Source organism: Pseudomonas asturiensis (assembly GCF_900143095.1).
GTDB lineage: Bacteria > Pseudomonadota > Gammaproteobacteria > Pseudomonadales > Pseudomonadaceae > Aquipseudomonas > Aquipseudomonas asturiensis.
The window spans coordinates 132,184-157,627 of sequence record NZ_FRDA01000007.1 but is presented as its reverse complement, the minus strand read 5'-3'; the positions used below and the strand labels follow the sequence as shown (position 1 = coordinate 157,627).

21 protein-coding genes are annotated in these 25,444 nt (G+C 60.9%); 11 read left to right on the top strand and 10 right to left on the bottom strand.

The features are described 5' to 3' along the window. The first annotated feature begins 169 nt into the window (after window positions 1–169). From BUB69_RS14605 to azu, 4 genes are all read left to right on the top strand, one after another. Window positions 170–3,457 carry a transglutaminase family protein gene (locus tag BUB69_RS14605; RefSeq protein ID WP_073167950.1) on the top strand — a complete coding sequence of 1,096 codons (3,288 nt, stop codon included), beginning with the start codon at window positions 170–172 and terminating at the stop codon, window positions 3,455–3,457. 84 nt (window positions 3,458–3,541) lie between these two features. Further along, window positions 3,542–6,049: a circularly permuted type 2 ATP-grasp protein gene (locus BUB69_RS14600; RefSeq protein WP_073167948.1), complete on the top strand. Its 2,508-nt coding sequence runs from the start codon at window positions 3,542–3,544 to the stop codon at window positions 6,047–6,049. Continuing rightward, entirely contained in the window at window positions 6,049–6,939 is an 891-nt protein-coding gene (locus tag BUB69_RS14595; protein ID WP_073167946.1) for a transglutaminase family protein, read from the top strand. The genes BUB69_RS14600 and BUB69_RS14595 overlap by 1 nt, the downstream gene beginning before the upstream one ends. Before the next feature lie 347 nt (window positions 6,940–7,286). Beyond that, window positions 7,287–7,733, top strand: coding sequence for an azurin (azu, locus tag BUB69_RS14590; protein WP_073167945.1), 447 nt, complete (start codon window positions 7,287–7,289; stop codon window positions 7,731–7,733). 170 nt (window positions 7,734–7,903) lie between these two features. Here azu and nadE read toward each other — a convergent pair whose 3' ends face one another. The 3 genes from nadE to BUB69_RS14575 all read right to left on the bottom strand — a co-directional run bounded on the left by nadE (window position 7,904) and on the right by BUB69_RS14575 (window position 10,986). Then, the gene (gene nadE / locus BUB69_RS14585; RefSeq protein ID WP_073167944.1) at window positions 7,904–8,731 is read right to left on the bottom strand and encodes an ammonia-dependent NAD(+) synthetase; all 828 of its coding nucleotides are present in this window, start codon (window positions 8,729–8,731) and stop codon (window positions 7,904–7,906) included. 26 nt (window positions 8,732–8,757) lie between these two features. After that, on the bottom strand, window positions 8,758–9,981 hold the full coding sequence (gene pncB / locus BUB69_RS14580; RefSeq protein WP_073167942.1) for a nicotinate phosphoribosyltransferase: 1,224 nt from the start codon (window positions 9,979–9,981) through the stop codon (window positions 8,758–8,760). Window positions 9,982–10,080: 99 nt separating this feature from the next. Further along, window positions 10,081–10,986 carry a LysR substrate-binding domain-containing protein gene (locus BUB69_RS14575; protein WP_073167940.1) on the bottom strand — a complete coding sequence of 302 codons (906 nt, stop codon included), beginning with the start codon at window positions 10,984–10,986 and terminating at the stop codon, window positions 10,081–10,083. Window positions 10,987–11,493: 507 nt separating this feature from the next. Between BUB69_RS14575 and BUB69_RS14570 the strand changes: the two genes are divergently transcribed. The 6 genes from BUB69_RS14570 to BUB69_RS14540 all read left to right on the top strand — a co-directional run bounded on the left by BUB69_RS14570 (window position 11,494) and on the right by BUB69_RS14540 (window position 18,125). After that, window positions 11,494–12,630, top strand: coding sequence for an ABC transporter substrate-binding protein (locus BUB69_RS14570; RefSeq protein WP_073167938.1), 1,137 nt, complete (start codon window positions 11,494–11,496; stop codon window positions 12,628–12,630). A 172-nt stretch (window positions 12,631–12,802) separates the two neighbouring features. After that, the gene (locus tag BUB69_RS14565; protein ID WP_004883614.1) at window positions 12,803–13,717 is read left to right on the top strand and encodes an ABC transporter permease subunit; all 915 of its coding nucleotides are present in this window, start codon (window positions 12,803–12,805) and stop codon (window positions 13,715–13,717) included. A gap of 2 nt (window positions 13,718–13,719) precedes the next feature. Then, window positions 13,720–15,021 carry a high-affinity branched-chain amino acid ABC transporter permease LivM gene (gene livM / locus BUB69_RS14560; protein ID WP_073167936.1) on the top strand — a complete coding sequence of 434 codons (1,302 nt, stop codon included), beginning with the start codon at window positions 13,720–13,722 and terminating at the stop codon, window positions 15,019–15,021. Continuing rightward, a complete protein-coding gene (locus BUB69_RS14555; protein ID WP_073167934.1) occupies window positions 15,018–15,893 on the top strand; it encodes an ABC transporter ATP-binding protein in 876 nt (291 codons plus the stop codon). Before livM ends, BUB69_RS14555 begins: the two co-directional genes overlap by 4 nt. Continuing rightward, complete coding sequence (locus BUB69_RS14550; protein ID WP_024696326.1) at window positions 15,890–16,606, top strand: ABC transporter ATP-binding protein; 717 nt, start codon at window positions 15,890–15,892, stop codon at window positions 16,604–16,606. Before BUB69_RS14555 ends, BUB69_RS14550 begins: the two co-directional genes overlap by 4 nt. 754 nt (window positions 16,607–17,360) lie before the next feature. Next, window positions 17,361–18,125 carry an SDR family oxidoreductase gene (locus BUB69_RS14540; RefSeq protein ID WP_024696324.1) on the top strand — a complete coding sequence of 255 codons (765 nt, stop codon included), beginning with the start codon at window positions 17,361–17,363 and terminating at the stop codon, window positions 18,123–18,125. Here the strand turns inward: BUB69_RS14540 and BUB69_RS14535 are convergent, their stop codons facing one another. The 7 genes from BUB69_RS14535 to BUB69_RS28875 all read right to left on the bottom strand — a co-directional run bounded on the left by BUB69_RS14535 (window position 18,126) and on the right by BUB69_RS28875 (window position 23,131). Then, the gene (locus tag BUB69_RS14535) at window positions 18,126–19,304 is read right to left on the bottom strand and encodes an AGE family epimerase/isomerase (RefSeq protein ID WP_073167930.1); all 1,179 of its coding nucleotides are present in this window, start codon (window positions 19,302–19,304) and stop codon (window positions 18,126–18,128) included. A 305-nt stretch (window positions 19,305–19,609) separates the two neighbouring features. After that, entirely contained in the window at window positions 19,610–20,182 is a 573-nt protein-coding gene (locus tag BUB69_RS14530) for a HupE/UreJ family protein (protein ID WP_024689420.1), read from the bottom strand. A gap of 22 nt (window positions 20,183–20,204) precedes the next feature. Then, window positions 20,205–20,822, bottom strand: a complete 618-nt coding sequence (ureG, locus tag BUB69_RS14525) for an urease accessory protein UreG (protein ID WP_003347890.1) — start codon at window positions 20,820–20,822, stop codon at window positions 20,205–20,207. A 21-nt stretch (window positions 20,823–20,843) separates the two neighbouring features. Continuing rightward, the gene (locus tag BUB69_RS14520) at window positions 20,844–21,518 is read right to left on the bottom strand and encodes an urease accessory protein UreF (protein ID WP_073167928.1); all 675 of its coding nucleotides are present in this window, start codon (window positions 21,516–21,518) and stop codon (window positions 20,844–20,846) included. Further along, on the bottom strand, window positions 21,515–22,015 hold the full coding sequence (gene ureE, locus BUB69_RS14515) for an urease accessory protein UreE (RefSeq protein WP_073167926.1): 501 nt from the start codon (window positions 22,013–22,015) through the stop codon (window positions 21,515–21,517). Before ureE ends, BUB69_RS14520 begins: the two co-directional genes overlap by 4 nt. A gap of 258 nt (window positions 22,016–22,273) precedes the next feature. Continuing rightward, window positions 22,274–22,906, bottom strand: coding sequence for a TetR family transcriptional regulator (locus BUB69_RS14510; protein ID WP_024689417.1), 633 nt, complete (start codon window positions 22,904–22,906; stop codon window positions 22,274–22,276). 87 nt (window positions 22,907–22,993) lie between these two features. Next, on the bottom strand, window positions 22,994–23,131 hold the full coding sequence (locus BUB69_RS28875; RefSeq protein WP_175561739.1) for a hypothetical protein: 138 nt from the start codon (window positions 23,129–23,131) through the stop codon (window positions 22,994–22,996). 244 nt (window positions 23,132–23,375) lie between these two features. Between BUB69_RS28875 and BUB69_RS14500 the strand changes: the two genes are divergently transcribed. Beyond that, window positions 23,376–25,442: an AsmA family protein gene (locus BUB69_RS14500; RefSeq protein WP_073167922.1), complete on the top strand. Its 2,067-nt coding sequence runs from the start codon at window positions 23,376–23,378 to the stop codon at window positions 25,440–25,442. Window positions 25,443–25,444: the final 2 nt, after the last annotated feature.

Here is a 25,444-nt window from a genome sequence, read left to right as displayed (position 1 = left end):
CTGTGCGCTTCATTTCCGTGCGACCCTTGCACCACTCGTCTGAGGCGGCACGATTTTGGTGCGCTGCGCCCCCAGATATGCAATACCCGCGTCGTTGGCGCAGGACTTTGACCGGATGGCATAAGTCTTGCGCGGATCATTTACCGTTCAGGCTCGCAGGAGGCACGCCGTGTCGATTCATATTGCCTTGCACCATGTCACGCATTACCGCTACGAACGCGCCGTCGAACTGGGGCCGCAGATTGTTCGCCTGCGCCCGGCCGCCCATAGCCGCACGCGTGTGCTGTCTTATTCGCTGAAAGTGCAGCCTGAAAACCACTTCATCAACTGGCAGCAGGATCCGCAGGGTAATTACCTGGCACGTCTGGTGTTCCCCGAGAAAACCGATGAGTTCCGCGTCGAGGTCGATCTGGTCGCCGAAATGGCGGTGTTCAATCCGTTCGATTTTTTCCTCGAACCTTATGCCGAGAACATTCCGTTTCTGTACGCCAGCGAAGAACAGCGCGAGCTGGCGCCGTATCTGGAAAAACTGCCGCTGACGCCCAGATTTCAGGCCTACCTGGACAGCATCAGCCGCGAGCCGATACCTGCCATCGATTTTCTGGTCGGGCTCAACCAGCGTCTGAGCCAGGACGTTGCGTACCTGATCCGCATGGAGCCGGGCGTGCAGACGCCCGAGTACACCCTGGAGCACGCCTCCGGCTCATGCCGGGACTCGGCCTGGTTGCTGGTGCAGTTGCTGCGCCACCTGGGCATGGCAGCGCGGTTTGTGTCGGGGTACCTGATTCAGCTCAAGGCCGACGTTGCGGCGCTGGACGGCCCTTCCGGCACCGACGTCGACTTCACCGACCTGCACGCCTGGTGCGAGGTGTACCTGCCGGGTGCCGGCTGGGTCGGCCTGGACGCCACCTCCGGCCTGTTCGCGGGCGAGGGGCATATTCCGTTGGCGTGCAGCCCGGAACCGTCGTCTGCCGCGCCGATCAGCGGGCTGGTCGAGCCTTGCGAAACACAGTTCAGCCATGAAATGTCGGTGGAACGGGTCTGGGAAGCGCCGCGTGTCACCAAGCCGTATACGGAAGAACAATGGCAGGACATTCAGGCCCTCGGTCATCAGATCGACGCTGACCTGCAGCGTGACGATGTGCGCCTGACCATGGGCGGTGAGCCGACGTTCGTATCGATTGATGACCGTGACGGTGCGGAATGGAACACGGCTGCACTCGGCCCTAAAAAGCGCGAGCTGTCTGCCGAGCTGTTCCAGCGGATGCGTGACCATTACGCGCCATTGGGCATCGTGCATTTCGGTCAGGGCAAATGGTATCCGGGCGAGCAACTGCCACGCTGGTCGCTGAACTGCTTCTGGCGCAAGGACGGCCAGCCGGTCTGGCGCAACAATGCGTTGATCGCCAGCGAGACCGAAAACTACGGTGTCACGGGCGAACTGGCGGGGCGTTTTCTGGCCAGCGTTGCCGAGCGGCTGAAGCTGCCGGCCCGCTTCGTGTTCCCGGCCTACGAAGACAATTACTACTACCTGTGGCGCGAAGGTGCGCTGCCGGTGAACGTCACAGCCGAGGATTCAAGGCTGGGCGACGAGATGGAGCGGGCGCGTCTGCGCAAGGTCTTCGCTCAGGGTCTGGACAAGGTCATCGGCCAGGTACTGCCACTGGCGCGCACGGCCGACGGCGACAGCTGGCAGAGTGGCCGCTGGTACCTGCGTGACGATCACTGCCGTCTGGTGCCGGGCGATTCGGCGCTGGGCTACCGCCTGCCGCTGGCTTCACAGCCGTGGGTCAAGGCGGCCGAGTACCCGTTCATTCATCCGACCGACCATAACCAGGCATTCCCGGAGCTGGCTGACAGCGATGCACTGATCGCGCAGTCCAAAGCCTCCGACACCGATGCCGAGCGTGCCCCGGTGCTCGACGAGTCCGCCGACTGGCTGACCCGCACGGCCCTGTGCGCCGAAGCGCGTGACGGGCGCTTGTACCTGTTCATGCCGCCGCTGCAGAAGCTTGAGGAATACCTTGAGCTGGTCGCGGTGATCGAAGCGACAGCCCAAGAGCTGAACTGTCCTGTATTGCTGGAAGGCTACGAGCCGCCGAGCGACCCGCGCCTGTGCAACTTCCGTATTACCCCGGACCCGGGCGTGATCGAAGTCAACGTGCAGCCTTCCGCCAGTTGGGATCAACTCGTGGAACGCACCGAGTTTCTCTATGAGCAGGCGCGTCTCACGCGCCTGACCACCGAGAAGTTCATGATCGACGGGCGTCACACCGGCACCGGTGGTGGCAACCACTTCGTCATGGGCGGCGCGACACCTGCCGATTCACCGTTCCTGCGCCGTCCCGATCTGCTGCGCAGCCTGATCAGCTACTGGCACAATCATCCTTCGCTCTCGTACCTGTTTTCCGGTCTGTTCATCGGCCCGACGTCGCAGGCTCCACGCATCGACGAGGCCCGCAACGATTCGCTGTACGAGATGGAAATCGCCTTCTCGCAAATGCCCAAGCCCGGCGAAGAGGTCGCGCCGTGGGTCGTCGACCGTTTGCTGCGCAACCTGCTGATCGACGTGACGGGCAACACGCACCGCGCCGAATTCTGCATCGACAAGCTGTACTCGCCCGACGGTGCCACCGGCCGACTGGGTCTGCTGGAGCTGCGTGCCTTTGAAATGCCGCCGCATGCGCGCATGAGCCTGGCTCAACAGTTGCTGCTACGTGCCTTGGTCGCGCGCTTCTGGCGTGAGCCTTACGCACCCGCCAAGCTGGCGCGCTGGGGCACGCAACTGCATGACCGCTTCATGCTGCCGCACTTCATCGAGCAGGATTTCGCCGACGTGGTGGCCGACCTCAACAGCGCCGGGTACCCGGTGCGCGCCGACTGGTTCGCCGCCCACCTGGAGTTCCGCTTTCCGAAAGTCGGCGATTACGCCGTCAACGGTATTCAACTGGAGCTGCGTCAGGCGCTGGAGCCCTGGCACGTGCTGGGTGAAGAGGGTTCGGGCGGTGGCGCGGTGCGCTACGTGGATTCGTCGCTGGAGCGCCTGCAGGTTCATCTCACGGGGCTGCCGCCACAGCGCTATATGCTGACCTGCAACGGTATTCCGGTGCCGTTGCAGCCGACCGGTCAGGCGGGGGAGTTCGTCGCGGGTGTGCGTTATCGCGCCTGGCAGCCAGCCAACTGCCTGCAACCGACCATCGGGGTGCACGCGCCGCTGGTGTTCGACCTGCTCGACACCTGGATGCAGCGCTCACTGGGCGGCTGCGAGTATCATGTCGCCCATCCGGGCGGGCGCAACTACGAAACCCTGCCGGTCAACGCCAATGAAGCGGAAAGCCGTCGCATGTCGCGTTTCTTCCGCATTGGCCACACACCGGGCAAATTGGAGGTCCCGTCGCTCAACATTAACGACGAACTGCCGATGACGCTGGATATGCGCCTGCATTCTCCTGGTTAACAGCGGCTCCACGAGTCGGGTGCGCACGGACGTGACACCCGACCACGCCCCTTGAAGTCCTTTTGCTGCCCTGCCGAGCCTTCCATGCCCGACTTGCTTGACCGATACCCGCTGTCCGAGGGTACCTACCACGAGATGCTCGATGCCGACGGCACGGTTCGTCCGCACTGGCGGCGTCTGTACGAGCACATGCGCCGCAGTTCGCCTGCGCAACTCACCCAGCGTCAGGCATTGCTGACCCGGCAGATTCAGGAAAACGGTGTGACGTACAACGTTTACGCCGATCCCAAGGGCGCTGATCGTCCGTGGGAACTGGATCTGCTGCCACACATTATTCCGGCTGACGAGTGGGCACATGTGGCGGCCGGTATTGCCCAGCGCGGGCGCTTGCTCAATGCAGTGCTCGCTGACCTGTACGGCCCGCAGACCTTGATCGCCAATGGCCTGCTGCCTGCCGAACTGGTGTTCGGGCATAACAATTTTCTGTGGCCTTGCCAGGGTGTGAAACCACCCGAAGGCACGTTCCTGCACATGTACGCCGTGGATCTGGCGCGCACGCCTGATGGCCGCTGGTGGGTCACGGCTGACCGAACCCAGGCCCCGTCCGGCGCAGGCTACGCGCTGGAAAACCGCCAGATCGTCGCGCGTGCCTTGCCGGAAGCCTATCGCGATCTGCAGGTCCGGCACCTCTCCGGTTTCTTCGGTGCCTTGCAGCAGACCCTGGCCCGTCAGGCCCCGACCAGCAATGAAGCACCCCTGATCGTGCTGCTGACGCCGGGGCGCTTCAACGAAAGCTATTTTGAACATCTGTATCTGGCACGCCAGTTGGGTTATCCCCTGGTCGAAGGTGGCGACCTCACGGTGCGCGATGCCACGGTATACCTGAAGACCCTCAGCGGCCTGCGCCGGGTTCACGCGATCATGCGTCGTCTGGACGATGACTTCTGCGATCCACTGGAGCTGCGTACCGACTCGGCGCTCGGCGTACCGGGGCTGCTGGAAGCGGTTCGTCGAGGCAACGTGCTGGTGGCCAATGCCTTGGGCAGCGGTGTGCTGGAGTCGCCGGGCCTGCTGGGTTTTCTGCCGAAGATCTGCGAATACCTGTTCGGCGAAGAACTGATCCTGCCTTCCGTGGCGACCTGGTGGTGCGGCGAGCCGCCGGTGTTGGCGCAGGCGCTGGAAAAGCTCCCTGAGCTGCTGATCAAGCCTGCGTTTCCGTCGCAACACTTCGTGCCGGTGTTTGGCCGCGACCTTGATGAAGCGCAGCGCAAGGCGCTGGCCGCCCGGATGCAGGCCCGACCTTACGCCTATGTCGCACAGGAGCTGGCGCAACTGTCGCACGCGCCCGTTTTGCAGGCCGATGGCGAGGCCTTGCAGCCACGTGCCATTGGCATGCGGGTCTATGCCGTCGCGGGCCTGGATGGCTACCGCGTACTGCCGGGCGGGCTGACACGCGTGGCGGCCGATGCAGATGCAGATGTGGTTTCGATGCAGCGTGGCGGTGCCAGTAAAGACACTTGGGTGTTGGGCGAGCGTTCCTACAGTGGTGTTCACCCTGGCGAACCCTTGAAAGGTCAGCGTGCGCTGGGCGTCTATGACCTCATCCGGCGCGATCCCTATCTGCCGTCGCGGGTCGTGGAAAACCTGTTCTGGTTCGGCCGCTACTGCGAGCGTTGCGATGACAGCGCGCGCCTGCTGCGCATCATGTTCACTCGCTACGTCGACGATGACGATCCGCAGGCCTTGCAGGCCGCCGTGACGCTGGCCGAAAGCCTGGGCGTGCTGCCAGAGGTCGAGGAAGACGAAACGCTGCAGCATCGCCTGCTGACCGCGTTGCTGGGCGAAGAATGGCCGTTCAGCCTGCGCGCCAACCTGCAGCGTCTGCAGTGGGCGGCCTCGCAAGTGCGCGGCAAGTTGTCTCGGGAGAACTGGCAAGCGCTGGTCGAACTGCAACGTGAAGCGCTGAGTCTGGAGACCGGGGAGCCGGACTTTGGCGAGTTGCTGGATTTCCTCAACCGTCTGGTGATGTCGCTGGCGGCGCTGTCCGGCTTTGCACTGGACGACATGACCCGCGATGAAGGCTGGAGCTTTCTGATGATCGGGCGGCGTATCGAGCGCCTGAAGTTTCTCAGCATCAGCCTGGCGGCTTTCCTGCGCGGCACCACTGTTTCGGATCAGGCAGGCCTGGAGTGGCTTCTGGAACTGGGCAACAGCAGCATCACCTATCGATCGCGCTATATGGCAGTGCCGCACCTGATTCCGGTGCTGGACCTGTTGTTGCTCGACGACCAGAACCCCCACGCCGTGCTCTTTCAGCTCAAGCTGGTGCAGCGCTCGTTGCGCCGCCTGAGCGATAACTTCGACGCGCCGCGTGACAACAGCCTGGCCGTTCTGGCCCAGCGTCTGGCCAGCTTCGACCTCGGCAGCCTCGAGAACCCGCTGTTTGGTCAGAGCAGTATCGACGCGGTGCTGGACGGGCTGGCCGACCTGCTGCAAGGCATCGGCGAGAGCGCGGGTCAGGCTTCTGATCGCCTGGCCTTGCGCCACTTTGCCCACGTCGATGATGTCAGCCAACGCACGGTATCTGTCTGATGAGCGCTCTCTACCAGATTTTTCACGACACGCACTACAAGTACGACAGCCCGGTGTCGCTGGCCCAGCAACTGGCGCACCTGTGGCCGCGCAGCAATCCATGGCAGCGCTGCACCGAGCAGAGCCTGGAGATTTTTCCCACGCCCACCTCGCGCCGCGATGAGCTGGACGTGTTTGGTAACCCGCTGACCCGGCTGGCTTTCGAGCGTCCGCACGATGAGTTGCAGGTCAACGCGCGCCTGCAGATCGAAGTGCTGGAGCGGCCTTATCTGGACTTCAACCTGTCGCCGGAATGGGAGGTCACGCGCAGTGCCTTGACCTACAGCGCCAAGCCGATGTCCGAGGATGTGCTTGAGGCCTGTCGCTACCGCTTCGAGTCACCGTATGTGCATTTGAAGCGCTCGTTCGTCGAGTTCTCGCAGGATTGCTTCCCGCCGGGGCGACCTTTGCTGCTGGGCGTGCAGGCGCTGATGGAAAAGATCTTCGACGAATTCACCTTCGACAGCGAGGCCACGCAGGTGGCGACGCCGTTGGTGGAGGTGCTGGAGCGGCGGCGCGGCGTCTGTCAGGACTTCGCGCACCTGATGCTGGCGTGCCTGCGTTCGCGTGGGCTGGCGGCGCGTTACGTCAGTGGCTATCTGCTGACCCAGCCACCGCCGGGTCAGCCTCGCCTGATCGGCGCGGACGCCTCGCACGCGTGGGTGTCGGTGTTCTGCCCGGCATCCGGCTGGGTGGATTTCGATCCGACCAACAACGTGCAGCCCGCGCTTGAGCACATCAGTCTGGCCTGGGGGCGCGACTTTTCCGACGTGTCACCGCTGCGGGGTGTGATTCTGGGCGGCGGGGCGCATGATCCCGAAGTGCGGGTCACGGTCATGCCGGTCGCGTGACGGGCGCTTAATTCCCTTCGCCCGCCAAACGTTTATTACTCGGCGGCCTCTAGCCATCAGACACTGTGCCGGGCCCGGTCGTACGCATCGTGCGGACAACTGGCGCTCGCCCCACAGGCGTAGGCGGCAAGCAAACTGCGAAACAGGCTATTGAGCTGCATGAAGGTCTTTCCATGAGGGGAGTGATAGGCCGATGGTAGAGTGGCGCTCGATGGCTGGCTGTTTGATTGTTTCGATGGCCCTGATAGTTCACGTGTTCGGCTCACGCTATTGGAACCCTGCCGCTGTTCGACGCTCTGTTTTCAATCGTCTGTTTTTAAATCTGAACAACTGCCCTGGAGATTCAAATGATTCGCAAGCTTGTAGCGATTTCTCTGTTGACGCTGGCCAGTGGTCAATTGCTGGCCGCTGAGTGCTCGACCACCATCGACTCGACTGACCAGATGATGTTTGACAAGAAAGCCATCGAAATCGACAAGAGCTGCAAGACCTTCACGGTCAACCTGACGCACTCCGGCAGCCTGCCGAAGAACGTCATGGGGCATAACTGGGTATTGAGCAAGAAGTCCGATTCCCAAGGCATTGCCACTGACGGGATGAGCGTCGGTATCGACAAGGACTACCTCAAGGAAGGCGACCCGCGCGTGATCGCCCACACCAGGCTTATCGGTGCTGGCGAGAAAGACGCAGTAACCTTCGACGTTTCGAAGCTTGATCCGGCCGAGAGCTATGAGTTCTTCTGCACGTTCCCCGGCCACATCACCATGATGAAAGGCAGCGTAACGCTGAAGTAACCCATCGGCGGGTTCTCGGCGTCGCTCGGCCTCCCGGCCAGCCACAGAACGTGGGAGGCGGCTTGCCGGCGATGGCGTCACTTCAGTCGCTTGCATGTCGTCTGAAACAACGAATCGCCAGCACACCACCCCCCACGCCAAGCGTGAGTCCGCGCCGCTGCATGAAGGCCTTACGGCGCGTAAGGCAGTTCGCGCTTGTGCTGGGTCTTGGCATAGGTGTCGCAGATGATCCTGAACGCCTCTTCGCGCACCGGCTCGCCATGCAGGAAAGCGTCGATCTCGGCATAGGTCACGCCGTGCGAGGCTTCGTCCGGCTTGCCGGGTGACAGGTCTTCCAGGTCTGCTGTCGGCACCTTCTCGACCAGCGATTCCGGCGCGCCGAAGTGACGAGCGATGGCCCGCACCTGATTTTTCACCAGACCACTCAATGGCGCGAGGTCGCATGCGCCGTCGCCGAACTTCGTGAAAAAGCCCATCACTGCCTCTGCCGCGTGGTCAGTCCCGATCACCAGACCCTGATACGCACCGGCAATGGTGTATTGGGCGACCATGCGCATCCGCGCCTTGGTATTGCCGAGCACGAAGTCCACCGTGCTGGCGTGATGCCCTTCAAACGCCTTCACTTCGGCCGCGAGTGCCTTGACGCTAGTGCCGATGTTTACGGTGTGGCGCTCGTCCGGCTCAATGAAATCAACCGATGCCTGGGCTTCGTGCTCGTCGGCCTGTACCACGTATGGCAGGCGCACGGCGATAAAGCGATAGGCGCTGTCGCCCGTGCTCTCGCGCAGTTCCTTGACCGCACGCTGAGCGAGCAGGCCGGCGGTCAGCGAGTCGACGCCGCCACTGATACCCAGCACCAGGGTCTTGAGGCGGGCGTTTTGCAGGCATTGTTTGATGAAGTCGACGCGGCGGGCGACTTCGGCCTGCAGGGCGTTCTGGTCCGCGAAAGGTGGCTGGACCTTGAGCTGTTCAGCAATCTGGCGCTGTACGGCGTGCATGATTCACTCCTCTTGAGTAGTCAGTTTCAAACGGGTTTATCAGAAGGCGGCAGATCCGGCACCTTGAACACATGCCGCAGGTAAGCGACGAAGTTCGGGTCCTTGCATTGTGCCTTGCCGGGCTCATCGGAAATCTTCGCCACGGGCTGGCCGGCGCAGGCGGTCATTTTCAGCACCATGTTCATCGGTGCGATGCCGGGAACGTCGGCCGTCAGGTTGGTGCCGATACCAAAACTGACATTGATGCGCCCGCGCAGTGCCCGGAAAATCTCCAGCGCCTTGGGCAGGTTCAGGCCGTCCGAGAACACCAGCGTCTTGCTCATCGGATCGATGCCCAGGTTGCGATAATGCAGGATGCATTTTTCGGCCCACTTCACCGGGTCGCCCGAGTCATGGCGTAAACCGTCGAACAGCTTGGCGAAGTACAGATCAAAATCGGTCAGAAACGCGTCCGTGGTGATGCAATCGGTCAAGGCAATGCCCAGCAGCCCGCGGTATTCACGCACCCAGCAGTCGAGGGCGGCAATCTGGCTGTCGATCAGGCGCGGCCCCAGTTGCTGGTGGGCCATGATCCACTCGTGAGCCATGGTGCCCAGCGGTTTCAGGTCAAGCTGGCGCGCCAGGTGGACATTGCTGGTCCCCACAAACTGGCCAGGAAAATCATGCTTGAGTACACCGAGGACTTCTTCCTGAACGCGATAGGAAAAGCGCCGGCGCGTGCCGAAGTCTGCGACCTTGAGTTCGGCCAACTCGTCGGGCGTGGCGTTGCAGCTCAGCCACTCGAACTTGTCGTAAAGCCGCTCACGCGCCTGGCTGAGCAGGATTTTCGGGTAACGGTGACGGTTGCGTACTTCGCTGACAATGGCCAGCAGCGGTACTTCGAACAGAATCACATGCAGCCATGGGCCGTGCAGACGGATGCACAGCTCATCGTTTTCGATGCTGGTTTTGACGTAGCGGGTGTTGAAGCGAAACAGCCCCAGAAAGCGCAGGAAGTCGGGCTTCATGAACGTGATGCATTCCAGAAAAGCCAGGTGTTCGGGGCTCAGTGACAGTTCGCACAGCAGCTCGATCTGCAGCCGTATTTCATCCAGGTACGGACGCAGGTCCTCGCCGTTGCGGCAGCGAAACTCCCACTCGACATCGACGTTGGGGTAGTTGTGCAGGACGGCCTGCATCATGGTCAGCTTGTAAAAATCGGTATCGAGCAGACTTTGCACGATGCGATTGGAAAAGGCGCTCTCGCTCATTGTTTCGGGTCTCCAGAGCAGCCGGAAAACAGGGGGCTCGCGACGTCCTGTCCTGTTGCCACGGACAGCTCACGGCCTGCTGGGTGGGCATTGTCGCCCTTAACTGACCGGTTGATCCAACTGTTCGAGCATCCATTGCAGGAACACCCGGATTTTGGGCACGTCAGCGGTGTGCTCCGGGTAAGACAGGTAATAGGCGCTGTTGGTGCTGGGCAATGCAAAATCCCAAGGAATCACCAGCTTGCCGTCGGCCAGTTCTTCTTCCACCAGAAAGCGCGGCAGCAAGGCAACGCCGCAACCGACCTGTGCGGCGCGGATGCACATGTAGAAGGTTTCAAAGCGCGGGCCGTGGTAGCTGTGGTCGGTGTGATGGCCCTGGCTTTCGAACCATTCATGCCACGCCTGAGGGCGGAAGGCGTTCTGCAGCAGGACCAGTTCGCTCAGTTGCGTGGGGTCGGTGAAGGGCTCGTCGGGCAGGCAGTCGGGCGAGCAGACCGGGATCAGTTCCTCGCCGAACAGCTTCACGCTTTCGGCGCCGGGAATGGCAGCCTGGCCAAAGTAGAACGACACGTCGCAGCGGCCCTTGATCAGGTCGTCGGACTCTTGTTCGTTGAGCAGGTCCAGGTGAATGTGCGGGTGACGCAGGCGCCAGCCCTTGAGGCGCGGCACCAGCCAGCGCGCGCCGAACGTTGAGGGCGTCGAGACGCGCAGCACTTCGGTCTCGCCGCCGTAGGAGCGCAGAAAGTGGGTGGACATCTCGACCTGATTGAGGATCTTGCGCACTTCTGCCAGGTACAACGCACCCGCCGGGGTCAGTTGCAGGCGGCGGCGCACACGTTGAAACAGCAAGTGCTGCACCAGCTCTTCAAGCTGCGCCACCTGCTTGCTCACCGCGCTCTGGGTCAGGTTCAACTCCTCGGCCGCACGGGTGAAGCTCAAATGCCGGGTCACTGCCTCAAAACATTGCAGCGCAGCGATCGATGGCAGATGACGTTTGTTGAGCATGGCGTGGCTTCTCTTCTACGGGGCGCGATGCGGGCATGAGCATCATGAATAATCGGAATGATATCTCGCCTAAAGGTCGTTTGTTGCCTGCCTGAAGGCCGGTTATTACTAAAGGTGCCGGCATCATCGCAGAGGAGGGCTGCGATTGGCTTGCAGGTATGCGGCGAGATAGCGGCATTTTTCGCCGGATCCACTAGCCTCAAATGGTGCGTCTCGTAGCGTTTGCGCACCGGGCGTGTGCACTTCGGTGACGCACGTTGTTACAGGCGGGTTGCACATCGGTCGATGTCGAGGTTGCTGTTCAGGTCTGTTCGGGTTGCGCTTTTTTATCGCTGGTTGCACCTTTTGCGGTGCAGACGGTTGCACGGCGTGTGCTCAATGAGATCAGGTCATTGAATGACAAGCTAAACATGACATTTTCCGGAACAAAAAAAGTGATGGCACGCCCCTTGCTCTAAGCATTGGCGTAGTCGCAGTGCCAATTAAAAAAATCCAGGAGCACCACTCATGTCGCATACGTTTTACAGGAAAGGTTTTCTGACAATTGCAGTAGCAACTGCATTGGGCGTGTCTTCGTTGGCGCAGGCTGACGTAAAAATCGGCGTTGCGGGGCCAATGACTGGCGCTAACGCAGCGTTCGGTGAGCAGTACATGAAGGGTGCGCAGGCCGCTGCCGACGTCATCAACGCGGCAGGCGGCGTGAACGGGGAGAAGATTGTGCTGGTTGCCGGCGACGATGCCTGCGAGCCCAAGCAAGCGGTCGCAGTGGCTAACCGTCTCGCGGATCAGGACAAGGTTATCGGCGTTGTCGGGCACTTCTGCTCGTCTTCGACCATTCCTGCCTCCGAGATCTACAATGACGCCGGCATCATTGCCATCACCCCTGGCTCCACCAACCCGCAGGTTACCGAGCGTGGCATGGACGCGATGTTCCGTATGTGCGGCCGTGATGACCAGCAGGGTATCGTGGCTGGCGACTACATCGTGGATGTCCTGAAAGGCAAGAAGATTGCGGTCATTCACGACAAGGACACTTATGGTCAGGGCCTGGCAGATGCCACCCAGACTCAGCTGAAAAAGCGCGGCGTGACGCCGGTGTTGTATGAAGGCCTGACCCGTGGCGAGAAAGACTTCAGCGCCCTGGTGACCAAGATCCGTTCGACCGGTGCCGATGTGGTCTACTTCGGCGGCCTGCACCCGGAAGCCGGTCCGCTGGTTCGCCAACTGCGCGAGCAAGGCCTCAAGGACGTCAGGTTCATGTCCGACGACGGCGTCGTGACCGACGAACTGGTGACCACCGCTGGCGGCGCCAAGTACGTGGATGGCGTGTACATGACCTTCGGCGCCGACCCGCGCATGCTGCCTGACAGCAAGGCGGTCGTGGAGCAGTTCCGCAAGGGCGGTACCGAGCCTGAAGGCTACACCCTGTACGCTTACGCTTCGATTCAGGCGCTGGCGGCTGGCTTCAACGGTGCCAAGTCTAACAAGGGTGAAGATGCAGCCAAATGGCTCAAGGCACACCCGGTCAAGACCGTCATGGGCGAGAAGGCCTGGGACAGCAAGGGCGACCTGAAAGTCTCCGACTACGTGGTTTACCAGTGGGACAAAGACGGTAAATACCACCAGCTTGAAAAACAGAAATAAAAACGTGCCTTCGTCAGCCGCGCTCGCTTGAGGTGAGCGTGAGCTGAAGGGTGGATGGGCTCGCCCATGAGCGAGCCTGCATTTTCTGTTGCTTTCGGACCTGTTCGCCGCGCCTCACGAGGGCTCGGCGGGCGGGATGCTGAGCTGCCTTTCAAGTGTGTGAGCGTGCGTGATGGACGGTATATTCCTGCAGCAAATGATCAACGGACTGACACTCGGGTCTGTCTACGGCCTGATCGCCATCGGCTACACGATGGTCTACGGCATCATCGGCATGATCAACTTCGCCCACGGCGACGTGTACATGATTTCCGCCTACCTGGCCGCGATCGGCCTGGCGGTACTGTCTTTCTTCGGACTGGAATCCTTTCCATTCCTGATTCTGGGAACGCTGATCTTCACCATCGTGGTGACGGGCGTTTACGGGTTTGTGATCGAACGCGTGGCCTACAAGCCGCTGCGCAACTCGACCCGACTGGCTCCACTGATCAGCGCCATCGGCATCTCGCTGATTCTGCAGAACTACGCGCAGATCAGTCAGGGTGCTCGCCAACAGGGCGTGCCCACGCTGCTTGAAGGTGCCTGGCGCTTCGAAATTGGCACCGGCTTCGTGCAGATCACCTACACCAAGATCTTCATCCTCATCGCCGCCTTCGTCGGCATGGGCGTGCTGACCTACATCATCAAGTACACCAAGCTGGGCCGCATGTGTCGTGCCACCCAGCAGGACCGCAAGATGGCGTCAATCCTGGGGATCAACACCGACCGGGTCATCTCCTACGTGTTCATCATCGGCGCGGCCATGGCGGCTCTGGCGGGCGTGCTGATCACCATGAACTACGGCACCTTCGACTTCTACGCAGGCTTCGTCATTGGCATCAAGGCATTCACCGCAGCGGTATTGGGCGGGATCGGTTCGTTGCCCGGCGCGATGCTCGGTGGCCTGATTCTGGGCGTTGCGGAGTCGCAGTTCTCCGGCCTGATCAACTCCGACTACAAAGACGTGTTCAGTTTCGGCCTGTTGGTGTTGATCCTGATTTTCCGTCCCCAAGGCCTGCTGGGTCGCCCACTCGTGGCGAAGGTATAAGTATGTCCGCTCCTATCGCTAAACCTGTTGATATCAAGAAAAGTCTGATCGACGCTGTGGTGGCTGGTCTGCTGGCGCTGATCGTGTTCGGTCCGATTGTGGGCATCGTGCTCGACGGCTACAGCTTCAACCTGCAGCCGACCCGTGTGGCGTGGCTGGTGGCGGTGGTCATGGCCGGGCGCTTCCTGATGAGCCTGTTTCTGCAGACACCCAAAGGCGTGCGCATTTCCCAGAGCTTCGAGAGTTCAGGGTCGGGTGTGCACGTGCTCAAGCCGGATCACAAATCGAGCCTGTACTGGATCATCCCGGCGCTGATCGTGATCGCCATTGTGTTCCCGATCTTCGCCAACAAGTACCTGCTGACCGTGGTCATTCTCGGGCTGATCTATGTGCTGCTGGGGCTGGGCCTGAACATCGTGGTCGGTCTGGCCGGGCTGCTTGACCTGGGGTACGTGGCGTTCTACGCCATTGGTGCCTACGGTCTGGCGCTGGGGTATCAGTACCTCGGGCTGGGCTTCTGGTCGGCGCTGCCACTGGCGGCGATTGCGGCGGCGTTGGCGGGCTGCATTCTGGGCTTTCCGGTGCTGCGCATGCATGGCGACTACCTGGCCATCGTGACCCTGGGCTTCGGCGAAATCATTCGTCTGGTGCTCAACAACTGGCTGTCGTTCACCGGTGGTCCGAATGGCGTACCGGTGCCTTCACCCACCTTCTTCGGCCTGGAGTTCGGGCGTCGTGCGAAAGACGGAGGGGTTCCGATCCACGAATACTTCGGCTTCGATTACAACCCGGACCTCAAATTCCTGTTCATCTACACCGTGCTGTTCCTCGTGGTGCTGGCCGTGCTGTTCATCAAGCACCGCCTGACCCGCATGCCGATCGGCCGTGCGTGGGAAGCCCTGCGTGAAGACGAGATCGCCTGCCGCTCGATGGGCCTCAACCACGTGCTGGTCAAGCTGTCGGCGTTCACCATCGGTGCATCGACCGCGGGCCTTGCAGGCGTGTTCTTCGCCAGCTATCAGGGCTTCGTCAACCCGACCTCGTTCACCTTTTTCGAGTCGGCGCTGATTCTCGCCATCGTGGTGCTCGGTGGCATGGGATCGACTGTCGGTGTGGTGATCGCAGCCTTTGTGCTGACCGTTGCGCCCGAACTGCTGCGCAGCTTCTCTGAGTACCGCGTGTTGCTGTTCGGCATTCTGATGGTGTTGATGATGATCTGGCGGCCACGCGGCTTGATCCGCATCAGCCGCACCGGTGTGGTTCCGCGCAAGGGTGCGCTGGTCAAAGAAGGAGCCGCGCAATGAGCAACGAAGTGATTCTTTCCGTCGAGCACCTGATGATGCATTTCGGCGGCATCAAGGCCCTGAGTGACGTGAGCCTCAAGGTTCGCCGCAACTCGATCTTCGCCCTGATCGGCCCCAATGGCGCGGGCAAGACCACGGTGTTCAACTGCCTGACCGGCTTCTACAAGGCCACCGGCGGCCGCATCGAGCTGCATACGCGTGACAAGACCACCAACGTGATCAAGCTGCTGGGCGAGCCGTTCAAGGGCACCGATTTCGTGTCGCCGAAAAGCTTCCTGAGCCGCGTGTATTACAAGATGTTCGGCGGCACCCACCTGGTCAACCGGGCAGGTCTGGCGCGGACGTTCCAGAACATTCGCCTGTTCAAGGAAATGTCGGTGGTCGAGAACCTGCTGGTTGCCCAGCACATGTGGGTCAATCGCAGCCTGATCAGCGGGATCCTCAACACCCGCGGCTACCGCAAGGCCGAGGAAGACGCGCTCAACACCGCGTTCTACTGGCTGGAAGTGGTGGACCTGGTGGACTGCGCCAATCGTCTGGCCGGTGAACTGTCCTACGGACAGCAGCGCCGCCTGGAGATCGCCCGTGCCATGTGTACGCGTCCGCAGGTGATTTGCCTGGACGAGCCGGCTGCGGGTCTCAACCCTCAGGAAACCGAAGCCCTGAGCGGCATGATCCGCCTGCTGCGCGACGAACACGACATGACCATTGTGCTGATCGAGCATGACATGGGCATGGTGATGGGGATATCCGACGACATTGTGGTCCTCGACCACGGCAACGTGATTGCCGCAGGCGGGCCGGAGCAGATCCGCAACGATCCGAAAGTGATCGCGGCGTACCTGGGTGCTGATGAAGAGGAATTGGTATGAGCAAGCCGATCCTCGAACTGAAAGAGATCGATGTGTTTTACGGGCCGATCCAGGCCCTCAAGAAAGTGTCGATGCACATCGACGAAGGCGAGACGGTGAGCCTGATCGGCTCCAACGGTGCGGGCAAGTCCACGTTGCTGATGTCGATCTTCGGCCAGCCACGTGCGGCCAGCGGACAGATCATCTATCAGGGCACCGACATCACTCAGAAGTCGTCGCACTACATCGCTTCCAACGGCATTGCACAATCGCCGGAAGGGCGGCGGGTGTTCCCCGACATGTCGGTCGAGGAAAACCTGATGATGGGCACCATCCCGATTGGCGACAAGCACTCGGCCGAAGACATGCAACGTATGTTCGAGCTGTTTCCGCGCCTCAAGGAGCGTCGTAATCAGCGCGCCATGACCATGTCCGGCGGCGAGCAGCAAATGCTGGCCATCGCCCGTGCGCTGATGAGCCGTCCAAAACTGCTGCTGCTCGACGAGCCGAGCCTGGGCCTGGCGCCAATCATCGTCAAACAGATCTTCGCCACCCTGCGTGAACTGGCGGCGACCGGCATGACCATCTTTCTGGTCGAGCAGAACGCCAACCACGCCCTCAAGCTGTCCGACCGCGCTTACGTGATGGTCAACGGCGAGATCCGCCTGTCTGGCACCGGCCAGGAATTGCTGGTCAATGAGGAGGTCAGGAACGCCTATCTGGGCGGGCACTGATTTCGTCGCAACGCTTGCTGTTTCAACCGTGCGCCTCGGGTGTTTTGCATCCGGGGCGTCGTTTTTCAGAATTGTGGAAAACAATTTTGACAGGTGTCCAGACTGCGACATAAAACCGCTGCAAAGGGTTGTTTTGTCACGGTTTCGACTTGTTCAGGTTTACTGTGGAACCGGCTGTTAATAACTTGGGTGTATTTGGCTGCAGGCCTTTATTCATAAGGCGTGTAGGATTGTGGTCAACATTTGATCAGTCGATTTCAAGCGCCCGTTGGCGCTGTTTGTCAACCGTCCTGAGACTGGTTGTTCATACAGCCTGGCGATGTCTACATCCTGTGGATAAGTCTGTGGGCAAGCATTGGAAAGAGTGAGGCAAGCGGCATCCTGGCTGGGCTGCAGGCCATCACCGGGCATTTGTGTGACTGGCCCTCTTTCGCTGTGCGAGGCAAAGTCAAGGCAAAAACTTTGCAGGTCGCGCTGCAGGCCGCGGTTTGCGCGTCCTGTGGCGTTTGAGAGTTGCCCCCGGATTTTGTGGGTCTGACTGTGGATAACATGGGCAAAACTGCCTGTGAGCCTTGTTCTGCAAGGCTTTGGATGTGCTGGTTGTTTTTTGTACAGTTGACTGTGCGTGCCGCTGTGATTTATCCCCAGGCTTGATCCAGAGCGTTCGTGAAGGGCATTCTTCTTTTTTGGCTTTATTTATTAACAGGCTGCGCCGCTTTAATTACGACCGGCCGCGCCATGTCAGGAGAACGAGATGACTTCCACGGTATTCATTACAGGCGCCACTTCGGGGTTTGGCGAGGCATGCGCGCGCCGCTTCGCCGAAGCAGGGTGGTCGCTGGTGCTGACCGGTCGCCGCAAGGATCGCCTGGATGCGCTGAGCGCCGAGTTGTCGAAGCAGACCAGGGTTCACACGCTGGTACTGGACGTACGTGACCGTGCCGCCATGGAAAGCGCCATCGCAGAGCTGCCGGAAGAGTTCGCTACGATTCAGGGCCTGATCAACAACGCGGGTCTGGCGCTGGGCATCGATCCGGCACCCAAGTGCGATCTGGACGATTGGGACACCATGATCGACACCAACATCAAAGGTCTGGTCTACAGCACACGCCTGCTGCTGCCACGTCTGATCGCCCATGGTCGTGGCGCGAGCATTGTCAATCTGGGGTCGGTGGCGGGTAACTATCCGTATCCGGGTGGCAACGTGTACGGCGGCACCAAAGCGTTCGTCGGGCAGTTCTCGCTCAACCTGCGCAACGACCTGATCGGCACCGGCGTACGCGTGACCAATCTGGAGCCAGGCCTGTGCGAAAGCGAGTTCTCGCTGGTGCGTTTCGGTGGCGATCAGGCCAAGTACGACGCGACCTATGCCGGGGCAGAGCCGATTCAGCCTCAGGACATCGCCGACACGATCTTCTGGATCATGAACACCCCGGCCCACGTCAACATCAACAGCCTGGAACTGATGCCCGTCAGCCAGACCTGGGCAGGGTTTGCAATCGATCGTAATCGCGGCTGATCAGTTTCTTTCGGGCGTGGGCGGCGGGAAGGCCGTGACGAAGCGGTTTTCCAGATAGTCCGCCAGCCCGATGTAGCAGGTTGCCAGATGGTAAGGCGTGGTCGAGGGCATGTCGCTGCGGCTGACCGTGCCATCGGGGTCGACGCACTCGTTCCAGCCTCTCGCACGCAGGAAGCGCTGCTCGAAGTCGAGCAACTGCCGGGTCAGCGCTGACTCGCACTCGGGACGCAACGCCATCGCTCGCAGGTATTCGGCCTGCGCCCAGATGCGCTGGGTGCTGTCCTGCACCTTGCCTTCCAGCGTCAAGGTTGCCGTAACAGCACCGTTCTGTGGATCGACACCTTGTGCCTGTGCATAGGCGAAGGCGCGGGTCATCGAAGCATGCAGGGGGCTGCCGTGCATCTCGGGAGAGGACTCCAGCAAAAAGAACCATTCGAACTGATGGCCCGGCTCGTACCAGTTATCCACAGCACCCAGCGGTTTCTCCAGCATCACCCCCGTGGTGTTATCCACAAAGCGCAGTTGCATGTTGATAGCCAGGGCGTCCATGGCTGACTGGGTCTGCGGGTCGGCACGTACCGATAGCGTCGCCAGAAAGGCTTCGGCCAGATGCATCAGAGGGTTCTGCAAAGGGCCCGTACCCAGCGTTGACCAGTCCTCGTTCAGTTGTGCTTCGTACAGACCCGCCTCATCGGCGAAACGCTCGGCGACGACGTTGAGTGCTGCGTTGAGTACCGACTCCGCGAGCGGATCCCGGGCCTTTGCCCAGTAATGCGCACAGGCGAAGATGATGAAGGCGTGGGTGTAAAGGTCCTTGCGACGATCCAGCGGCTTGCCCTGTGGGTCGATGCTGTAAAACCAGCCGCCATGGTCGCCATCGTGAAAGTGCTGCTGCAACGAGCGAAACAGCGCTCCGGCGCGTACAGAGGCGTCAGGTACGTCGGAATGGCCGATCAGGCTGGAAAACAGGAACAGCTGCCGCGCACAGGCCATGGCCCGATAGCGTTGCGGTGGCAGGGGTTGATGATTCGCGTCGAGGGCTTCGTACGGCAACGCCAGTTGCGCATTCCAGCCGGGGCCTTGCCAGAGCGGCACGATGACCCGCAGAAAATGCGTCTGCAGGGCAGCGAAGACCGAGGTCATCTCAGGCGTGGGGGCGGAACTGGAAGCGTGTGGCATCGGGGTCGTCGCAGCTGAATCGGGATGCGCGACATGTTAGCAGGATTGCCGCGCAAGTCTCGATGGGCCTTTTGATCGCCCGATACATCGCGCTCATGGTTATCCACAAGTGTTTCCGGGTAAACGCAAAGCTTGTGGGAGGCGACTTGCCGTCTATGAGTTTTTCAGTTGGCCCATCACTACCAAGCCTGACGCCATCGCCGGCAAGCCGCCTCCCACGAAAGCACAGTGTTTCTCCAGGGCATTGCGTTGTGTTAGCTGAGCCTGAAACGGCACGCTCTCACAGCCGCCCACGGAATGTCTCTTCAGCCTGCCAGCAACCAGACACCTGTCGCGGCCGACGCAGCACCGGCCAGGCGCACCAGTGGTGCTGCGGCGCGCGGCAGGACGCGAACGACTGCGTAACCCGCTGCATGCAGTGCGGCGGTGGCGGCAACGAAGCCAGCGGCGTAGGCCCATGGGCTGGACATGTCCGGCAGCTCAAGGCCGTGAGCCACGCCGTGAAACAATGCGAACAGCGCAGTCGCTGCAACAGCCAGCGGCAACGGTGGACGAACAGCCAGTGCGACCGCCAGGCCCAGCGCCAGTACCGACGCTGCAATACCGCTCTCCAGTGCAGGCAGGTTCAAGCCTTCGAAGCCCAGCACGCCGCCGATCAGCATGGTGCCGACGAACGTGCAGGGCAGTGCCCAGCGCGCTGTGCCTTGTTGCTGTGCGGCCCACAGACCGACCGCCAGCATCGCCAGCAAGTGATCAAGACCGCCCAGTGGGTGGCTGATACCGGCGATCAAACCGTTATCACCATGGCCAGGGTGCGCCATGGCCAGGGTCGGGACCAGCAACAGGGCGAGGGCGCCGAGGACTTTTTGGGTGTTCATCGAGAGTTTCCTTGTCGTGGGATCAGGCGGCCGCGTTCAGCAGGCCCTGGCGTTCAATGAAGGCAATGATCTGTTCCAGACCCTGGCCGGTTTTCTGGTTGCTGAAGACGAAGGGCTTTTCACCGCGCATCCGCCGCGTGTCGCTGTCCATCATCTCCAGCGAGGCACCTACCAATGGCGCAAGGTCGATCTTGTTGATGACCAGCAGATCCGATTTACAGATGCCCGGGCCGCCTTTGCGTGGCAGCTTGTCGCCTGCCGAGACATCGATGACATAGATGGTCAGGTCCGACAGCTCCGGGCTGAAGGTCGCGGACAGGTTGTCGCCACCCGATTCGACGATGATCAGGTCCAGACCCTCGAAGCGACGATTAAGCTGGTCGACGGCCTCCAGATTGATCGACGCGTCTTCACGAATCGCCGTGTGCGGGCAGCCGCCGGTTTCTACGCCGATGATGCGCTCGGGCGCCAATGCTTCGTTGCGCACCAGAAAGTCGGCGTCTTCGCGGGTGTAGATATCGTTGGTCACGACCGCCAGGTTATAGCGATCACGCAGCGCCAGGCAGAGCGCCAGTGTCAGTGCGGTCTTGCCCGACCCGACCGGGCCACCGATGCCGACGCGCAGGGGTTGGCTGTTCATTGAGTTCTCCATGGATGCATATCAGGACCGGAATAACCGGCTGTATTGACGTTCGTGGGCCATGCTCGCCAGTGACAGACCGAAGGCCGCACTGCCGCAATGGCGGATGTCTTGTGCGCTGGCGCTGGCCTGCGCCTGCTGCAACAGCGGCAGCAGTTCGCTGGTCAGGCGCTGGGCGGCCTGCTGGCCGAGTGGCAGGGTCTTCATCAGCACCGCCAATTGGTTTTCCAGCCAGCTCCAGAGCCAGGCTGCCAGTGCATCCTGCGGGCTGATCTGCCAGGCGCGAGCGGCCAGTGCCCAACCGAGTGCCAGGTGTGGCTCGGTCGTCTGTTCCAGAAAGCGTCGCGCATCGCGGTCCAGTTCCGGCAAGCCGTTGAGCAGCTGTTGCAGGGAATAGCCCATCTGCCGGCTTTCCAGATGCAGCTCGCGGGTTTCCCGGCTGGCGCGATGCTGCTCGCTGACTTGCAGCAGTTGTCCCCAGTCTTCATCGGCCGCGGCCTGGCAGTGAGCCAGCAGCAACGGGGCTTCGAAGCGCGCCAGGTTGAGCAGTAATTGATCACCGATCCAGCGACCTGCGGTCTGCGGGTCGGTCACGATGGCGTTTTCCACGGCCATCTCCAGCCCTTGCGAATAGCTGTAACCGCCAATCGGCAGCTGCGGGCTGGCCAGGCGCAGAAGCGCCCAGGCGCTGTTCACGTGCGCACACCGAACTGATGCAGGCGAGGGGGATAGTTGAAATCCTCTTCTCCTGCACGTGAATGATGATGGCCTCCGCCATAAGCACCATGTTCCGGCTGGAACGGGGCTTCGATGGTTTCAGTGCTGGCACCCAGTTGATCGAGCATCGCCTTGAGCACGTAGTCGTCGAGCAATCGCAGCCAGCCGTCTCCGACTTGCAGGGCCACGTGGCGATTACCCAGATGGTAGGCCGCGCGGGTCAGTTCGAAGGTGCTGCTGCAGGTGACGTGCATGAGCTTTTCCGGGCGAGCGCAGACCCGCACGACACGGCCGTCCTCGGCCTGCAGAAACTCGCCATCACGCAGCGGCGATTGCCCGCGTGGCAGAAACAGGCCCACGTCCTCGTTTTCTGCACTGAAGCAGCGCAGGCGGCTCTTGCTGCGCGCCTCGAAGTTCAAATGCAGCTCGGCGGCCCACTCGGCCTGGGGTTCGATTCGGTTGTGAATCACCAGCATCAGATAGCTTCCAGCCAATTGCGATGCCTCAAAGCAGAGCAAGGGGCTTGCCAACAGTGCAGAACGTGGGAAAAGACTGACGGAACCGGAGTATCCACTCAAAACAGTGCGCGCTATTGGTGCTTGATGGATTTAATGCGCCAGAATGGTGCGGTAGCGGTTTTGAGGGATCGTGCCCGTTCCAGAGGCCTGTTGCACTGTGTGCACAACGATGAACGCGCAACGTGGGAGCGATCAGAACGATCTGGTTTTCATTGATCAGTCGTGACTGCCCAGACCACGCCAATGCCTTGCGCCGATGAAGATAAAGCGCAACTGCTGAGTGATCTTGGCTTGCGGCGTGAGGTGTGGCGCGAGCGAGGCGGGAGGAGGGTCGATCAGTTCGGGCAGCATGGCGAACACGCTTTTGACCACCAGGTCGGCGATGATCGACAGCGAGTCGGCACTCAAATGCTGCCACTTGGGCATCTTCGCGAGGTCGGCAGTCAGGTCGGCGCTGATGCCTTCGCGCAGCGCGCCCAATGCCTGGCGCACCTTCAGCGAGCCGCCGTATTGTTCGCGAGCCAGAAACAGGAACTGCGAGCGATTGGCGGCCACGCGCTCCAGAAATATTTGCACCGAGGCGCGAATCAGACCGCCCATGGCAAATTCGTTATGCCGCACCAGCCGGATGGTTTCCCGAAAGGTCTGGCCCACTTCGCTGACCAGTACCAGACCGAGTTGGTCCATGTCTTCGAAGTGGCGATAGAAGCCGGTCGGCACGATGCCTGCCGTGCGTGCCACTTCGCGCAGGCTCAGGCTGCCAAAACCGCGTCCGCTTTCCATCAAGTGGTGGGCGGCGTCCAGCAAAGCTCTTCGGGTCTGTTGTTTCTGTTCGGCGCGGGGCAGCATGGCTCAAACGATTCTGGGGATAGACTGCGTCGCACTTTAACAAATGCGCTTTGCCTGCGTCGAAAGGCTTTTCGGCGTTTGGCGTGATCAGACTCTTTGATACTGCTGAACCAGGCGGTCAGGGCCGTTCTCGGCAATACGCAGTTCGCGCTCCGATGCCGAAGCGGCGTAGGCATTGGCGGCGAAGATGGACAGAAACAGGCTCAATAACAGGTGGGGTTTCATGGTTGTGCTCCTCGAAAGAGCGGACGATGGGAACAGGCGTGCACTATGACGCCGGTCCCGTCGAGACAGAAGTTCATAAAGATGATGGTGAAAATCGACCAAAATGATTCGCTCGTTGCGCTGCGCCGCAAGGTTTGCAGCTTATTTGCCCATCTCGATCAAACCCTCGACGCGTTTGTCAGTCGAACGGGCATGTCGTACTCAGTGTTCCAAGGCAGGGGCACTGTTTTCTGGAGAGTCATGCATGACGCGCAGCCGTAGGATTTTCGCGTGGACAGGCGCCACTTTGCTGGTGGTGCTGGCCGTGTTGGTCATTGTGATTGTCACTTTCGACTGGAATCGCATCAAACCCACCCTCAATGAAAAGGTCAGCGAAGCGCTGCATCGCCCGTTCGCCATCAATGGCAATCTGGACGTGCGCTGGTCGCGTGAACCTGAATTGGGTGGCTGGCGCGCCTGGGTGCCCTCGCCGCATTTTGTGGCTGACGACCTGACGCTGGGCAACCCCGAGTGGTCGAAGCAGCCGCAGATGGTCACGCTCAAGCAAGTGGAGTTTCGGCTGTCGCTGCTGCCGTTGCTGGCCCAACACGTGGTGATTCCGCGTATTGATCTGACCGGGCCTGAAGCAAAGCTGGAGCGGCTGGCCGATGGTCGTGCCAACTGGGTGTTTGATTTGCCCAAGTCCGACCCCAACGCCGAGCCTACGAAGTGGGAAGTGGACATTGGTGCGATCAAATTCGACAAAGGGCTGGTCAGCTTCAATGATCAGACCCTGAATACGCAGCTGGATGTGGTGATCGAGATGCTCGGCAAGCCCATCCCGTTCGGCGAAATCGTCGGCAGCAAGGAAGCGAAAAAGGCCCAGGACAAGGGTGTGGTGCCGCAGGATTACGCGTTCGGACTGACCGTCAAAGGTCAGTATCACGGTCAGAAGCTCAGCGGCACAGGCAAGATCGGTGGGTTGCTGGCACTGAAGGATGCCAATCAGCCGTTCCCGGTGCAGGCCGATGTAAAGGTTGGCGACACCCATGGCGTGATCGCCGGGACGGTGACTGATCCTCAGAATCTGGGTGCGCTTGATCTGCGTTTGAAGCTGTCTGGTGCCAGCCTGAGCAATCTCTACCCGCTGACCGGCGTCACGCTGCCTGATTCGCCTGCGTATTCAACGGACGGTCGGCTGATCGCCAAGCTGCATGACCCGGACGGCGCTCGTTTCAGCTACGAAAAATTCAACGGCAAGATCGGCAACAGCGACATTCACGGCGATCTGGGCTTCGTTGCCAGCCAGCCACGGCCCAAGCTCACCGGCGTGCTGGTGTCAGACCAGTTGCTGTTCAGTGATCTGGCGCCGCTGATCGGTGCCGACTCCAATGCTGCGCAGAAAAAGCGTGGCGGCGAGAGCAAGCAGCCTGCAGGCAAAGTGCTGCCGGTCGAGGAGTTCCAGACCGATCGCTGGCGTGCGATGGATGCCGACGTCGAGTTCACTGGCAAGCGTATTGTTCAAAGCCCGGATCTGCCGTTCACCGACCTTTATACGCATCTGATCCTGAATGACGGACAGCTTGGCCTCGAACCTCTGCGTTTTGGTGTGGCGGGCGGCAAGCTGGATGCGGACATTCGTCTCGATGGTCGCGACAGGCCGCTGCAAGGCCGGGCGAAGTTGTCGGCGCGTAACTTCAAGCTCAAGCAACTGTTCCCGACCTTCGAACCGATGAAGACCAGCTTCGGTGAGCTTAATGGTGATGCCGACATCAGCGGGCGGGGCAACTCGATTGCCGCGTTGCTGGGGACAGCCAATGGCGAGATGAAAATGCTGGTCAACGACGGCGCAATCAGCCGTGGCCTGATGGAAATCGCGGGGCTCAACGTGGGCAACTACGTGGTCGGCAAACTGTTCGGCGACAAAGACGTGAAAATCAACTGTGCGGCGTCCGACTTCGGCATCAAGGATGGACTGGCCACCAGTCGCTTGTTCGTTTTCGACACCGAGAACGCGATCATCTATATCAGCGGCACGGCGAACATGAAGACCGAGCAACTGGACTTGCAGATCAACCCGGAGTCCAAAGGGTTTCGTGTGTTCTCGCTGCGCTCGCCTTTGTACGTTAACGGCCCGTTTGCCAGGCCCAATGCGGGCGTGCAATCCGGTCCGCTGTTGCTGCGCGGTGCCGGGATGATCCTGCTGGGCGCAACCGTCGGGCCTGCGGCAGGGCTGCTGGCGCTGGTCGCGACCGGCGACAGCGAGCCTAACCAGTGTGGGCCGCTGCTGGAGCAGATGCGTTCAGGCAAGGCGCCCAAGACCGTGAAATAAGC